Below are 13,730 nucleotides of genomic sequence, written 5' to 3' on the forward strand. Positions count from 1 at the left end.
CACAGGCCAGAACGAGAGGCAGGAGACACCATGACTTCACCGGCGGAACTCTCACCGAGCCGGGCGCGCGCCCTCTTCAGGGGCGGGCTGAAGGCGCCCACCTCCGGGTACAGCCCGGGGTACGCGCAGGCCAACCTCATCGCGCTGCCGCGCGAGGACGCGTTCGACTTCCTGCTGTTCGCGCAGCGCAACCCGAAGTCCTGCCCGATCCTGGACGTCACGGAGCCGGGGCAGGTGGACGCGTCGGTGTTCGACGGCGACCTGCGCACCGACCTGCCCGCCTACCGCGTGTACCGCGACGGCGCGCTGGTGGAGGAGCGCACCGACGTCACCGACCTGTGGCGGGACGACCTCGTCGCCTTCCTCATCGGGTGCAGCTTCACGTTCGAGACGCCGCTTCTGGAGGCCGGGGTCCCGGTCCGCCACATCGAGGCGGGCAGCAACGTGGCCATGTACGCGACCAACCGGGAGTGCCGCCCGGCCGGTCGCTTCCGGGGCCCGCTCGTCGTCTCCATGCGGCCGATCCCCGCCCACCAGGTCGCCGACGCGGTCCGCATCACCTCGCGGTACCCGGCGGTGCACGGCGCGCCTGTGCACGTCGGCGACCCGGCGGCGCTGGGGATCACGGACCTGGACAGGCCCGACTACGGCGACGCGGTCGAGGTGCGCCCGGGCGAGATCCCCGTCTTCTGGGCCTGCGGGGTGACCCCGCAGGCCGCGGTGACCGCGTCCGCGCCCGAGTTCGCGATCGGGCACGCTCCCGGCCACATGGCGATCACCGACGTCAGGGACTCCTCCTACCAGGTCCCGTAGTCCGCCGGCCGTTCCGGGGCCGGCGGGGTCAGCGGTTCGGGGGAGGCCCGGGGTCCCGTGGCGTCCCGGGCCCGCGCCTGCCGCCCCCGCCCGGAGCCGGGGGCGCCCGGTCCGGCGTGGGGCGGCCGCGGTCGGTCTGCTCACCGCGGATGACGCCCTCGCGCGGGGGCGCGCCGTCGCGTCCCCGCTCGCGGGTGCTGTCGGACCGGTTCGCCCGCGAGGACGTCCGTCCACCGGGCACCACGTCGACGGTGACCGGCAGGACCGCGGTGTGCGCGGCGAGGGTCGCCGGGTCCACGTAGGCGGCTTCGAGGGCGGTGACGGTGGCGGGTCCCGGGCAGGACAGGCCGGGGACCTCCAGGCGCAGGAGGAGGCGCCGGCCCTCCCCCGAGCGGAAGTCGCCGAGCTCGACCACGAGCGACCCGTCGGGCAACCGGCGGGACGGCGTCCCCCCGACGACCCGGGCGCCGTTCAGGCGGGGGCCGACCGGTACGCGCAGGGACACGGCCCGGGCGGTCCCGGCCGGGGGGTACCCGGCCTCCCGGGCGACGGAGGCGCACGCCGTGTCGGGGTCCTCCGCGCGCCCGGGCGCGGTGATGTCGAGCAGGACGGACACGGTGGCGTCGGAGTCCAGGGGGACGGAGTCGGGGTCCAGAAGGGCGGAGAGGCGCATGTCGGCTCCCGGTGGGTCGGTGGCGTCCCCAGCGTAGGCACGGGCGCCGGTGTCCGCCCGGCCCGCCGTGGCACGCGGCCGGGGCCGGGGCGGGCGGGTCAGAACCCGCGCAGCCCCAGACGCCGCAGCTCCAGGCCGGCCAGCGCGTCGACGGCCCTCCGGTCGTCGGCGTGCCACGCGCCCGCCGGGTCCTCGTGCACGCCGACGAGCCTCGACGGCGCCACCGACGCCAGGGCGCGCAGGGCCAGGAGCCGCGAGCGGGCCTCAGGGGCGAGTCCGCGCAGCCGCCGGGTGGCGCCGGCCTGGCGCACCCAGCGGACCCGGGCGGGCAGCCACGTCGCCGCGACCAGCAGCAGGGGGAGCGAGACGGTGAGCAGCGGAAGGGTCAGCGCCAGCGACGCCACCGACTCCCGGAAGGAGTCGCCCGCGGAGGCCAGGGACTCCCCGGTCCCGCTCATGCCGGTGAACGGGGCGGCGAGCGCCTCCCCGGCGACGGGCACCCTCCGGGCCTGCTCGGCGGCGCCGGCCATGTGCTCGGTGAACCCCCGGCCGGTGTCCTCCAGCAGTTCGCCGGGACGGTCCAGGGCCAGGACGGTCTCGCGCAGCGACAGCGCCGCGCGGACCCAGACGTAGACCCAGGCCAGGACGAGCACGTCGGAGGCGATCTGGACGAACGCGCGCACGGGGTGGTCGGCGTACAGCTTCACGGGGACTCCCGGGGGGTAGGGGGCGGTCGCGGGTCGGGACCCACGGTTGCGCGTTACCCGCTTCCGGGGCCGTTCGCACCGGTCGGCGCCGATTCCCCGTGCGCCGGCCGCCCTCCCGGTGGACGGTCCCGGCCCTGAGGGGCGGCAGGACGCCCCGGGCCGGTGCGCAGACGCGCCGGACCGGGGGCGGTCGCAGCGGCTCGCCCCCGGTCAGGACACGGGTCCGCCCCGGGCGGACCCGTGTGGTCACGGGGTCCCGCCCGGGGCGGTGGGAAACGGTGTCGGAGCGAGGGCTCGGGAGGCGCCGCGACACCGCGGCGGGCCGGTTGCGGTCCCGGGAGGGCCGGCCCGCCCTGTGGCTAGCCGCCCTTGACCTCCGCGGGGGTGCGGTCCCCGCCCTCGCCGCCCACGGCCGCCCCGCCCGTGGCGGTCGCCTCGGCGGCGGGCGCCGCGTCGGCCCCCTCGGCGTCGGCGTCGGCGGACCCGGTCGCCGTGGAGCCGTCCTCCCGGGCGCGGGCCGCGGCCCCCTCCTCGGCGTCGTAGCTCATCAGGGCGTCCATGTCGATGGTGTTCGGCCTGTCCAGGACCTCCCGCAGGCGGTCGCGGTCCAGGCCGCCGGTCCAGCGGGCGATGACCAGGGTGCCGACGGCGTTGCCGATCAGGTTGGTCAGCGAGCGGGCCTCGGACATGAAGCGGTCGATGCCGACGATGAGCGCGATGCCCGCGAGCGGGATGACGTCGCCGAAGGCGGCCAGCGAGGCGGCCAGGGTGACCAGGCCGGCGCCGCTGACGCCCGCCGCGCCCTTGCTGGAGAGCAGCATGAACAGCAGGAGGCCGATCTGCGTCCACACGGAGATGTCGGAACCGGTCGCCTGGGCGATGAAGATGGCGCCCATGGTCATGTAGATCGCGGTGCCGTCCAGGTTGAACGAGTACCCGGTCGGGATGGTCAGGCCGACCACGGACTTCTTGACGCCCGCGGCCTCCAGCTTGACCAGCATGCGCGGCAGGACCGACTCGCTGGAGGAGGTGCCCAGCACGATCAGCAGCTCGTCGCGGATGAGGCGCAGCACCTTGAACAGGCTGAACCCGGCCAGGCGGCTGACGATCCCGAGGACCACCACGATGAACAGCACACAGGTGATGTAGAAGCTGATCATGAAGTAGGCGAGGCTGCCGAGCACCTGGCCGCCGTACTCGCCGATCGTGAAGGCCATGCCGCCGAACGCGCCGAGCGGCGCGGTGTACATGACGATCTTGATGACGCCGAACATGACGTGCGACATCGTGTCCAGGGCGCGGACCGCGGTCTGGCCGCGCTTGCCCAGCATGGTGAGGGCGCAGGCGACCAGCACGGCCAGGACGAGGACCTGGATGAGCTGGCCGTCGACGAAGGCCCCGAAGAAGGATTCGGGCACCATGTGCAGGATGAAGCCGGAGATGCCGCCCTCGGCGCCCTCCGCGGCGGCGATGGTGTCGGCCGCGTCGGCCTCGTCGAACGACATGTTCAGGCCGGCGCCCGGACGCATGATGTTGACGGTGACCAGGCCGATGGCGAGGGCGATCACGGTCAGCGCGGTGAAGTACACGAGCGTGCGCAGGGCGAGCCCGCCGGCCTTGGCGAGGTTGCCGAGGCTGGCGATGCCGACCACGACGGTACAGAAGATCGTCGGCGCGATGACGACCTTGACGAGCTTGATGAACAGGTCCGCGAGCCAGCGCATCTCGGCGCCCTGGGCCGGGAAGAGCAGGCCGACGGCGATGCCGAGGGCGATGCCGACGAGCACCCAGAAGTAGAGGTGGCGGTAGATGGGCTTCTTGGGCGGGGCCGGTGCCTTGTCGGCGCCCTGCCCTGCTGTGGCGGCGCGTCCGAAACTCGGCATGGCCTCTCCTTCAGGGTCCTGTGTGGCGGGTCACAGGAACTTTCGCCGAGGTGTGTTCGGGGGCCAAGTCACGCGGGGGAAACTTAAGATTTACCTGACATTCGATCACGCTCTGTCGTGCTTTGCGACGCCTTGGTTAACTTTGCGTTGCCGACGCGGGTCGGTTCCTGGGCGCGGGCGTGCCCCGTTCCGGGGTGTCGGCCGGTGCGCGCCCCGTTCACCTGCGAGGACGGGGCGGCCGCGGTGGGGAGGCGGCCCGGGGCTCAGGTTCCGGGCGCGTCGGCTCGCGGGCGCACCCGCACGAGCTGGGAGAGCAGGGCCAGCACCGGCAGTTCCAGGAGCGGGCCGGCCACCAGCGCCACCGCGACGAGGGGCCGGTCGGGGAAGGCCGCCACGGCGATCGCCAGCGCGATCGGCGAGTTGCGCGCCGCGGTCGTCATGACCAGCGTGACCCGCTGGTCGGGGGGAAGGCGCAGCAGGCGCGACGCGAGCAGGGCCGCCGACGGCGCGACGACGAAGAACAGGACCAGGGGAGGGACCAGGCCCGCCAGGTCGCCCAGGTGGGAGGCGACCGTGCGCGCCTGCCAGGCGAACATGGCGAGCACCGCCGCGTACAGCAGCGGGAGCACCGCGCGGGAGGCCCGGGGCGCCATGACGCCGTCCCGCCAGGCGGCGCCCCTCCACCTGCGGGCCGCCCACCGGGCGGCCACCGCCAGGACCAGGGGGACCACCAGGACCAGCAGGACCGCCTCCACCAGGGTCCCCGTGTCCACCATCGCCGCGTCGCCGCCGAGGAGCAGCACGTACACGGGCAGCAGCAGGAGTTGGAGGACCAGGTTCACCGGCAGCACCGCCGCGGCCATGCCCATGTGGCCCCGGGCCAGGCCGGTGAACACCAGGTACCAGTCCGTGCACGGGGTGACCAGCAGCAGGAGGAGGCCGATCCGCAGGTCGGGCGAGTCGCCGAGCAGCCCGGCGCCCAGGGCGCCCGCGAGCAGCGGCGTGAACACGAAGTTGAGCACGAGGCCGGCGGCGACGGCGGAGCGCGCGGAGCGCGCCTCCCGCACCTGGCCGGCGTCGACCTGCACGAACACCGCTGTCAGCATCAGCATCAGGGCGGGCAGCACGAGGTGCCCGGCCGCCCCGCCGACCGGCAGCAGCAGGCCCAGGCCCAGCCCGCCCAGTGCGGCCATCGCCACGAACACACTCTGGAACTTCTCTGACGTGGACACGCGGCGGCTTCCTGGTGGGCGGGACGGGCGTGTCCACGCTAGTCGCCGCACGCCTCCCAGGGGTTTCCCGCCCCCTGCGGCGCGACGCCCCTCCGCTAGGATCACGCGGATGACCGTGGAGCACATCTGGCGCGGAGCCTTCGACAACGCCGAGGTCGACGCCCTCCACGCACGAGGGTTCGGGTACGCGCCCGGGGACGCGGCGGACGTGTGGGGGCGCGTCAACGACCACAGCCTGGGCTGGGTGTGCGCCCGCCGGGGGGACGAGCTCGTCGGCTTCGTCAACGTGGTCTGGGACGGGGGCGTCCACGCGTTCGTCCTGGACACCGTGACCGACCCGCGCCTGCGACGCGCCGGGATCGGCGCCGGGCTGGTGCGCCTCGCCACCGAGCGGGCCCGGGACGCCGGGTGCCGGTGGCTGCACGTGGACTTCGAGCCGCACCTGGAGCCCTTCTACCTCCGGGCGTGCGGGTTCGCCCCCACCCGGGCGGGCCTCATCGCCCTGTGAACGGGGGGCGGACGACGCCGGGCCGCGCCCGGGGGCAGGCGTCACCCGCTCCACGCCCCGGCGCGCGCGGCACGGCGGGCGTATGCGTCGAACCCCGTGGCCGGTCGGCCCAGCGCCCGCTCCACGCCGTCCGCCGGACTGGAGTTGCGGCCGTCCAGGATCTCCCCGAAGAGGGCCGCCAGGCCCCGTGCCACCTCGACGGGTACCCCGGCTCCGACGGCTCCGGCGACGAACTCCTCCTCCGTGACCTCGAGGTAGGCGACGGGGCGTCCGGAGGCCCCGCCCACGATCCGGGCGGCCTCGGTGAACGTGACGGCCTCCGGGCCGGTCAGCTCGTACAGCACCCCCGCGTGGCCGTCCGAGACCAGCGCCCGCACCGCGACCTCCGCGACGTCGTCGAGGTCGACGAAGGGCTCGGGCACGTCGGGGACGGGCAGCGCCAGGGTGCCGTCCATGACCGGCCCCAGCAGGAAGCTCTCGGAGAAGTCCTGGGCGAACACCGAGCAGCGCAGCACCGTCAGCCCGGGGAACACCCGGCGGACGGCCTCCTCCGCGGCCCGGGCCCCCTCCTCCCCTCGGCCGGAGAGCAGGACCATGCGTCGCGCCCCCCGCTCCGCCGCGCGGGCGGCGAACGCGGAGACGGCCCGCTCCGCCCCCGGGAAGGCGAGGTCGGGGTGGAAGCACAGGTAGACGGACGTGACGTCGTCGAGGACGGCGTCCCAGGTGGCGGCGTCGTGCCAGTCGAAGGCGGGGGCGCCCGCGCGGGAGCCGACCCGGACGTGTGCGCCGAGGCGGCGGAGGAGGGAGGTGACGCGGCGGCCGGTCATGCCGGTGCCGCCGGTGACGAGGACGGTGTCGTTCGTGTTCATGGCCCCAGTCCACCACGGCAAACTCGGATGGAACATGATGGTTCTGCTGATTTTCATAAGAGAACGTCCAGAAACTGCAATCCGTGGGACTAGGATGCCGGTATGGACCCCCTCGTGCACCTCCTGGACGGCCCCCGCGCGCGCGGCGCCTTCACGCTGCGCGCGGTGATGAGCCCGCCGTGGGCGATCGACGTGCGGGACGGCGCCGCCCTGGCCCTGGTGGTGGTCACCTCGGGGCGCGCCTGGGTGGGCAGGCCCGGGACCGAGGCCGAGGCCGGGCCCGGAGACGTCGTGCTCGTGCGAGGACCCGCCCCCTACACGGTCGCGGACCGGAGCGGTCGCGCCCCGTCCATCACCGTCCTCCCGGGGCAGCGCTGTGTCGCCGGGGACGGGCAGGAGGTCCGCCTGGCCATGAGCCACGGCGTCGGGACCTGGGGCAACGACCCCGGCGGCGCGGACACGATGGTGGTCGGGGCGTACGAGGACGACAGCGAGGTCGGGCGGCTGGCGCTGGCCGCGCTGCCGCCGCTGGCGCTCCTCCCCGCGGGGCGGGTCGACCCCGCGCTGGTGGACCTGCTGGCCCGCGAGATCACCACCGGCCGGGTCGCCCAGGCGAGCCTCAACGACCGGCTCCTCGACTGCTTGCTGGTCATGGCGGTACGGGCCTGGCTGGAGGACAACCCGGACAGCGCGCCGAACTGGCTGAGCGCCCAGCACGACCCCGTCGTCGCCCGGGCGCTGGAGGCGCTGCACGAACGCGTCGCCGACCCCTGGACCCTGGACACCCTGGCGGGGGAGTGCGCGGTCTCCCGCGCGACCCTCGCGGCCAGGTTCCAGAAGGCGGTGGGGACCCCGCCCATGACCTACCTGCGCACCTGGCGGCTCACCGTCGCGGGGGACCTGCTCACGGCCCGGCCCGAGCTGGGCCTGGAGGCGGTGGCCGCCCGTGTCGGGTACGGGAGCGCGTTCGCCTTCAGCGCGGCCTTCAAGAACCACACGGGTGCGAGCCCGTCGTCCTACCGCCGGGCCGCGTCCGGGTCCTGAGACCCCCGGAGCCCCGTCCTCGCCCGCGTGGTCCCGGCCGCGGCGGAACGTCCGCCGGGGCCGCCACGGTGTGTGTCCGGTAGGTTCCGCACAGGAAGCCCATGACGGAGAGGACCCCCGTGGCCGACAGGACCCAGGCGTTCGACCAGCTCACCGACGACTACCGCCGCTACCGCCCCGACTACCCCGCGGTGCTCCTCGAACGGCTCGACGGGCACGTCCGCGCCGGGGAGCGGGGGTCCTGGCCCGCGCCGTGGCTGATGCTCGATGTGGGCGCGGGGACCGGGATCTCCACACGGGCCCTGCGCCGCGTGTTCGGTCCCGCGCCCCGGATCGTCGGGGTCGAACCCGGCCGGGCCATGCGGCGCACGGCCGAGGCGGGCGCCCCCGAGGGGGTCGAGTTCGTCGAGGGCAGGGCCGAGGAGGTCCCCTTCCCGGACTCCTCGGCCGTCCTCGTGCTCGCGGCGCAGGCCGTGCACTGGTTCGACCGGCCCGCGTTCTACGCCGAGGCCGCGCGGCTGCTCGCGCCCGGCGGGACCGTCGCGGTCCTCAACAACGACCGCGACTGGACCGCCGGCGCGTTCGTGGACGCCTACGAGGGCCTCCTGGAGGAGTACGGGGACGACCACCGCCGCGACTACCGGGCCTACGACACCGCGGGCGAGATGAACGCCGCCGACGGCCTGGCCGACGCGGTGGAGAGCAGCGCCTCCTGGACGCGCGTCCTCGACCCCGAGGGGTTCGTCGGCACGGCCCTGTCCTCCAGCAAGGTGGCCGCGGTGGTCCGCAACATCGGGGAGCGGCGCACCCGCGACGCCCTCGCCGCGCTCGTCGCCGAGCACTTCCCGGAGGGGGAGGTGCGGATCCCCTACACGTCCAGGCTCTTCCTCGCCCGCCGCGAGGGCTGAGCCCGGAGGGGCCGGTCCGCGCGGGCCGGGGCGCGCCCCGGCCCGCTGCCGCCCCGGTTTCGTCGACCCGTGGCGGGCCCGCGCGGGGCGGGCGCGGCCACCGCCGGACGGAACCGGTCACGGGCCGCGCCGGCGGCACGGGTCAGGCGAGCCGCTTCTTGAAGCCGACGTGGGAGGCGGCGTACCCCAGGCCGGCGTAGAAGCGGTGCGCGTCACCGCGCGTGGAGTCCGAGGTCAGCTGGAGCACCTTCGCCCCGCGTCCGCGCGCCTCCGCCTCGGCCCAGGCCATCATCTCCGAGCCCACACCGCTGCCCCGCTCGTCCGCGTGCACGCGGACCCCCTCCACCTGTGCGCGTGTCGCGCCGCGGTGGGAGAGACCGGGAAGGATCGTCAGCTGCAGGGTCGCGACCACCCTCCCGTCGCGGCGCGCCACGGCGAGGACGTGCCGGGGGTCGGCGTCGACCGCCTCGAACGCCGCGAGGTAGGAGGCGTGGTCGTCCGGGTCCTCGCGTCGCGAGCCGAGCACGTCGTCGGCGAGCAGGGCGACGATCGCCGCCACGTCCTCGGCGCGGGCGCGGTCGATGACGAGGGTGGTGGGCATGGGCTCTCCTCGGAGGACAAGGGGGTACGGCACCCCCGAACCGGCACGGGTCCGTCCGGTCCATGGATACAGGGTCCGCCGGTGCGCACCCCCGCGGGGCCCGCCGCACGGGCGCCCGACCGGTCGGACCCGCGCCGCACCGTCAGAGCAGCAGCCGGGCGACGGCCGCGAGGTCCGCCACCACCGTGGTCGCGTGCGCGAGCTCCGCCGGAGGGCTCGTGGTCGCCACCGCGAGCACGGGCATCCCGGCGGCGATCCCGGCGCTCGCCCCGTTGGGGGAGTCCTCCACCACCACGCACCTCTGCGGGGAGACCCCCATGCGCTCGGCGCCCAGCAGGTACGGCTCGGGGTCGGGCTTGCCCTCGGTGACGTCGTCGGCGGTCACCAGCACCCGGGGGAACGGCAGCCCGGCCGTCCCGAGGCGGGAGCGGGCGATCCTGTCGCCCCCGGACGTGACGACCGCCCAGGGGCGCCCGCGGGCGTCGAGTTCGGTGAGCAGGCCCAGGGCCGCGGGCAGGGCCCGGACCCCGTCGCCCGCGGCGGCCTCGTGGGCCTCGATCCGCCGGGCCTCCTCGACCGGGTCCAGGTGCGGGGCGACCAGGCGCGCCAGTCCGATGTCGGTGCGCCCGTGGCTGTGCTCCAGGACCTCGTCCACGTCGAGGCCGCGTTCGGCGGCCCACGCCGTGAGGCCGGCGCGGACGCTCTCCATGGAGTCCACCAGCACGCCGTCCAGGTCGAACAGCACCGTCGCCCCGTCGTAGCCGCCCACGTCGCCCCCTCGGTTCCGGATCGGTCGCTCCTCCAGGGTGCCAGAACCCGGTGCGGCGCGCGGCGGTCGGAACGGGCGGGACGCGCCCCGCCCGCGGTCGGCCGCCGGAGGGCGGTCAATTACAGTTGACCCATGGACACCGAACAGCTGATCGCCCTCGCCCGCGCCACCGACGGCGACGACCCCCTGGCCGGTCTCGACGCCACGATGCGCGTCCGCAGGGAGATGGAGCGGGTCGAGGCCGTACTCGTGCGCCGGGCGCGCAACCGGGGCTCCACCTGGGCCGAGGTCGCGGAGGCCCTCGGCGTCTCCAAGCAGGCCGTCCACAAGAAGTACGGGGGGCGGGGGGTCCTCGGCTCCCAGAAGTAGGGACCGCCCCGCGCGGCTCGGTCAGCGCAGCGCCGCCACGAACCTCTCCATGCGCCCGCCGAACCCCTCCGCGTCGCCGAACCACACCGCCACCGAGTCCGCCCCGGCGGCCGTCAGCTCCCGGAACAGCTCCACGGCGCGGCCGAAGCCCTCCTCGTCCCCGGACCAGGCGATCCGGGTGCCCGACCGGACGGGGCGGTCGGTCAGGCACCGCAGCCGGTTGCGCGCCGCCACGAACTTCTCCGCGGTCAGTCCGACGCCCTGCCACTCGTCGCCCCACTCGGCCGCGCGCCGCAGCGCCCGGTCGGAGGCGCCGCCGACCATCACCGGCACGGGACGCGCCGGGCGGGGCTCGAACACGCCGCTCCCGTAGGAGTGGAACCGGCCCTCGAACGGGCCGCCGCCCCCGAACAGGTGCCGCAGCAGCCGCAGCGTCTCGTCCGTCCGGGCCCCGCGTGTGGCGAAGTCGGCCCCCACCGCGGCGAACTCCTCCTCGGACCAGCCGACGCCCACCCCCAGCACGAACCTCCCTCCCGACAGGGCGTCCAGGGTCGCCGCCTGCTTCGCGAGGACCAGGGGGTCCCGCAACGGCGCCACCAGCACCGACGTGCCCAGCCGGATCCGCGTGGTGCGGGCGGCCAGGTGCGCCAGGGTCACCAGCGGCTCGTACACGCCGCCGAACGTGGTCCCGTACGGGGCGGGCGGCAGCAGGTGGTCCGGAAGCCACACGGCGTCCACCCCCAGCTCCTCCGCCCGGACGCCCAGGTCGGTCAGGGTCCCCGGGGGCATCTCCGGGGACTCGTCGGGGAGCACCACCTGGAGGCGGGTGCCGGTGATCGGTTCGGTCAGCTCGCTCATGAGCCGACGGTAGACCGTGTCGCCGGCTCCCGGGGAGACCCTCTCCGGCGGGCCAGGCCCCCGGCCCCGTGGACACGCCCGTTCCGGCGCCGGGCCCTCACCGCCCCTCGGGCAGCGTCACCCGGGCGAGGACCGCCCGGTGGTCGCTGCCCGTGACCTCCACGACCTCGAACGCGCCGACGCCCATCGACTCGTCGACCAGCACGTGGTCGATGGTGACGCCGGGCAGCCCGCCCCCCGTCGGCCATGTGGGCTCCAGCCCCCGGCCGTGGACGGTCGCGGCGCTCACGTAGCCCTCGTCCAGGACGCGGCGCAGCTCGGCGTGGTCCAGGGTGGCGTTGAAGTCGCCGGCCAGGATCCTGAGACCCGGCCGGTGGAGGCGGTTCCCGGGGTCCGCGGCCGCGGGTTCCGCGTCCCCGGGACCGGACAGGGCGCGCAGCCCGTCCCGCCACCCGTCCATGGTCCCGGGGGCCAGGGGAGGCAGGGGGTGCACCGACACCACCTCCACGGGGAAGGAGTACCCGGGCACCTCCATGCCGGCGCGGGGCATCGCGAACGCCCCGGTCCCCGCCGCCGCGTCGCCCAGGTCGGTGAGGGGGAGGGCCGCGTGGACGCTGCTGCCGTGCACACCCGCGGCCGAGTGGTCGACGGTGTGGGGGAGGAGGTCGTCGAGCCCGGCCTCGGACAGGGCCTCCAACAGGTCAGGTGTGACCTCCTGGAGGGCGAGGACCGTCACCTCGCGGTCGCGCACCAGTGCGACCACCTCGGCGACGTCGGCGCCGCCGCCGAGGGCGTTCAGGCTCATGACCCGCAGCTCCGGGCCGCCGGCCCCGGAGATCCCGAAGGGGATCGCGCGCGGTACGACGGCCGCCGCGAGGACGGCCGCCGCCGCGACCAGCACGGCCAGCGGCACCCACCGCCGCAGCAGGCCCGCGGCCGTCGCCGCCAGGAGCGCGGCCCCCAGCACGTACGGGGTGTAGGCCAGCACGGGCACCAGCGGCCATCCCCGCTCCAGGCCGAGCCCCCGCAGCGCGGCGAACACCGCGAAGCCCGCCGCCGCCAGCGCGACCAGGACGGTCACGGCCGCCGAGCGGCGGCGGGCGGCCGGAGCCGCAGGAGCCGTTCCCCGTGTCCCCACCTGATCCATGACCCCGACCTCCGTGTCCCGCGGACGGTCGCGCCCGCCCCGGATAGGACTCCCCCCGGGGGTGGCGGGTTCGGGCGGTTTCCGGCGGGAGCCGCGCCAGGAGCGCCGGGGCGCGATCCCACCGGCCCCGGGGCCCGCCGGGGGCAGGCGGTCCCGCACCGCAGGCCCTCGGCGTACCCCTCGCGGAACGCCGCTCGGACCCGGCCCCGCCCGGACCCTCGCGGGCCCGGGCGCGACGCGGCCCGCGTCCCCGCGCCCGCCGACTCCCGCGCCGCCGACGCGGCGTCCGGCAGCCGCGCGGCCCGGTCCCCTCGCCGACGGGGCGGAGACCGCGCGGTGCGGCGCACGGCCGACCCCTCCGGCCGCACTCACGGCCGGGCGGCGGCCTCCGTCAACCGCTTCCACGCCTTCTCCAGGTGCGGATGGCCCGCTCCCGGGCGCCGCACCAGGTAGGCCGTGTCGACGGGCGGATCCGCCGGGTCCAGGAGCGTGACCAGGCGGCCGTCCTCCAGCGCCGACTGGCACAGGTACCGCGGCAGCACCGTCACCCCGGCGCCGCCGACCACCGCCGCCAGCACCCCGCGCAGGTCGGGCACGGTGACCGCGGGCGTGCAGGTCAGCCGCACGCCGAACACGTGGCGCCAGTACCGGCGCAGGAGGGGCAGGTCGTCGTCGTACGCCACCAGGGGGGTCGCGCACAGCGCCGAGGAGCCCTGGCGGCCCAGCCGTTCGCGGTGGATCCGCCGCGCCCACCCGGGCGACGCCACCAGGACGGACTCCGTGTCCGCCAGCGGATCGGCGACCAGCGTGCGACCGCGCGGCCGCACCGTCGACAGCACCAGGTCGTGCCTGCCCGAGCGGAGTCCGTCCAGGAGGTCGTCGGCCGGTCCGGTCCGGGCCCGCAGCCGCACCCCCTCCTCCACCAGCGGGGCGAGGGCGGGCAGGACCAGGCAGTGGAGCGCCTCGGCGGGCCCCGCCAGCCGCAGCGGCACGGGCGGGGAGGCCGCGTCGCCGCCGTTCTCCCCGGCCACCGCCTCCAGGGCGTCCAGCGGCTCGGCGATCCGGGCGGCCAGGTCGTTGGCCTCGGCGGTGGGGGCCACGCCCCGGGGCAGCCGGTCGAACAGTTCGTGGCCCAGCCTCCGCTCCAGCGAGCGGATCTGCGTGGTCACCGTCGGCTGTGACAGCCGCAACAGCTGGGCGGCCGCGGTGAAGGAGCCCGACCTGTGCACGGCCAGGAAGGTGCGCAGCTGCTGGAGGTCCAGCGACCCGGCAACCGATCCATTGGAATCTCTATAGGTCACCTTGCCGATTTTATTGGTGGACGAATACGTTGCCGCACTAGTGTCTGC

General features: G+C 75.7%; 15 protein-coding genes. 5 read left to right on the plus strand and 10 right to left on the minus strand.

The window, feature by feature from the left end; all coding sequences use genetic code 11:
• Positions 1–30: 30 nt before the first annotated feature.
• On the plus strand, positions 31–813 hold the full coding sequence (locus OUQ99_RS06225) for a putative hydro-lyase (protein WP_267948476.1): 783 nt from the start codon (positions 31–33) through the stop codon (positions 811–813).
• 28 nt (positions 814–841) lie between these two features.
• Here the strand turns inward: OUQ99_RS06225 and OUQ99_RS06230 are convergent, their stop codons facing one another.
• The 4 genes from OUQ99_RS06230 to OUQ99_RS06245 all read right to left on the minus strand — a co-directional run bounded on the left by OUQ99_RS06230 (position 842) and on the right by OUQ99_RS06245 (position 5,308).
• Positions 842–1,486, minus strand: coding sequence for a hypothetical protein (locus OUQ99_RS06230; protein ID WP_267948477.1), 645 nt, complete (start codon positions 1,484–1,486; stop codon positions 842–844).
• Between the two features lie 98 nt (positions 1,487–1,584).
• Positions 1,585–2,193: a hypothetical protein gene (locus OUQ99_RS06235; protein ID WP_267948478.1), complete on the minus strand. Its 609-nt coding sequence runs from the start codon at positions 2,191–2,193 to the stop codon at positions 1,585–1,587.
• A 359-nt stretch (positions 2,194–2,552) separates the two neighbouring features.
• The gene (gene dctA / locus OUQ99_RS06240; RefSeq protein ID WP_267948479.1) at positions 2,553–4,076 is read right to left on the minus strand and encodes a C4-dicarboxylate transporter DctA; all 1,524 of its coding nucleotides are present in this window, start codon (positions 4,074–4,076) and stop codon (positions 2,553–2,555) included.
• A 263-nt stretch (positions 4,077–4,339) separates the two neighbouring features.
• A complete protein-coding gene (locus OUQ99_RS06245) occupies positions 4,340–5,308 on the minus strand; it encodes an arsenic resistance protein (RefSeq protein ID WP_267948480.1) in 969 nt (322 codons plus the stop codon).
• 109 nt (positions 5,309–5,417) lie between these two features.
• Between OUQ99_RS06245 and OUQ99_RS06250 the strand changes: the two genes are divergently transcribed.
• Positions 5,418–5,816, plus strand: a complete 399-nt coding sequence (locus tag OUQ99_RS06250) for a GNAT family N-acetyltransferase (protein WP_267948481.1) — start codon at positions 5,418–5,420, stop codon at positions 5,814–5,816.
• 41 nt (positions 5,817–5,857) lie between these two features.
• On the opposite strand, the gene OUQ99_RS06255 is transcribed toward OUQ99_RS06250, so the two are convergent.
• Positions 5,858–6,685: an NmrA family transcriptional regulator gene (locus tag OUQ99_RS06255; RefSeq protein ID WP_267948482.1), complete on the minus strand. Its 828-nt coding sequence runs from the start codon at positions 6,683–6,685 to the stop codon at positions 5,858–5,860.
• Between the two features lie 102 nt (positions 6,686–6,787).
• Here OUQ99_RS06255 and OUQ99_RS06260 point away from each other — a divergent pair, with 102 nt between their 5' ends.
• Positions 6,788–7,729, plus strand: a complete 942-nt coding sequence (locus OUQ99_RS06260) for an AraC family transcriptional regulator (protein ID WP_267948483.1) — start codon at positions 6,788–6,790, stop codon at positions 7,727–7,729.
• Between the two features lie 119 nt (positions 7,730–7,848).
• On the plus strand, positions 7,849–8,637 hold the full coding sequence (locus tag OUQ99_RS06265; RefSeq protein ID WP_267950271.1) for a class I SAM-dependent methyltransferase: 789 nt from the start codon (positions 7,849–7,851) through the stop codon (positions 8,635–8,637).
• A 142-nt stretch (positions 8,638–8,779) separates the two neighbouring features.
• Here the strand turns inward: OUQ99_RS06265 and OUQ99_RS06270 are convergent, their stop codons facing one another.
• Both OUQ99_RS06270 and OUQ99_RS06275 read right to left on the minus strand, forming a co-directional pair.
• Positions 8,780–9,238, minus strand: coding sequence for a GNAT family N-acetyltransferase (locus OUQ99_RS06270; RefSeq protein WP_267948484.1), 459 nt, complete (start codon positions 9,236–9,238; stop codon positions 8,780–8,782).
• 142 nt (positions 9,239–9,380) lie between these two features.
• On the minus strand, positions 9,381–10,007 hold the full coding sequence (locus OUQ99_RS06275) for an HAD-IA family hydrolase (RefSeq protein WP_267948485.1): 627 nt from the start codon (positions 10,005–10,007) through the stop codon (positions 9,381–9,383).
• Between the two features lie 132 nt (positions 10,008–10,139).
• Here OUQ99_RS06275 and OUQ99_RS06280 point away from each other — a divergent pair, with 132 nt between their 5' ends.
• On the plus strand, positions 10,140–10,376 hold the full coding sequence (locus OUQ99_RS06280) for a hypothetical protein (protein WP_267948486.1): 237 nt from the start codon (positions 10,140–10,142) through the stop codon (positions 10,374–10,376).
• A gap of 21 nt (positions 10,377–10,397) precedes the next feature.
• Here the strand turns inward: OUQ99_RS06280 and OUQ99_RS06285 are convergent, their stop codons facing one another.
• From OUQ99_RS06285 to OUQ99_RS06295, 3 genes are all read right to left on the minus strand, one after another.
• A complete protein-coding gene (locus tag OUQ99_RS06285; protein WP_267948487.1) occupies positions 10,398–11,234 on the minus strand; it encodes a TIGR03619 family F420-dependent LLM class oxidoreductase in 837 nt (278 codons plus the stop codon).
• 97 nt (positions 11,235–11,331) lie between these two features.
• A complete protein-coding gene (locus OUQ99_RS06290) occupies positions 11,332–12,381 on the minus strand; it encodes an endonuclease/exonuclease/phosphatase family protein (RefSeq protein WP_267948488.1) in 1,050 nt (349 codons plus the stop codon).
• Positions 12,382–12,749: 368 nt separating this feature from the next.
• A complete protein-coding gene (locus OUQ99_RS06295; RefSeq protein WP_267948489.1) occupies positions 12,750–13,682 on the minus strand; it encodes a LysR family transcriptional regulator in 933 nt (310 codons plus the stop codon).
• Positions 13,683–13,730: the final 48 nt, after the last annotated feature.

It is taken from the genome of Streptomonospora nanhaiensis (assembly GCF_026642255.1).
Lineage (GTDB): Bacteria > Actinomycetota > Actinomycetes > Streptosporangiales > Streptosporangiaceae > Nocardiopsis > Nocardiopsis tropica.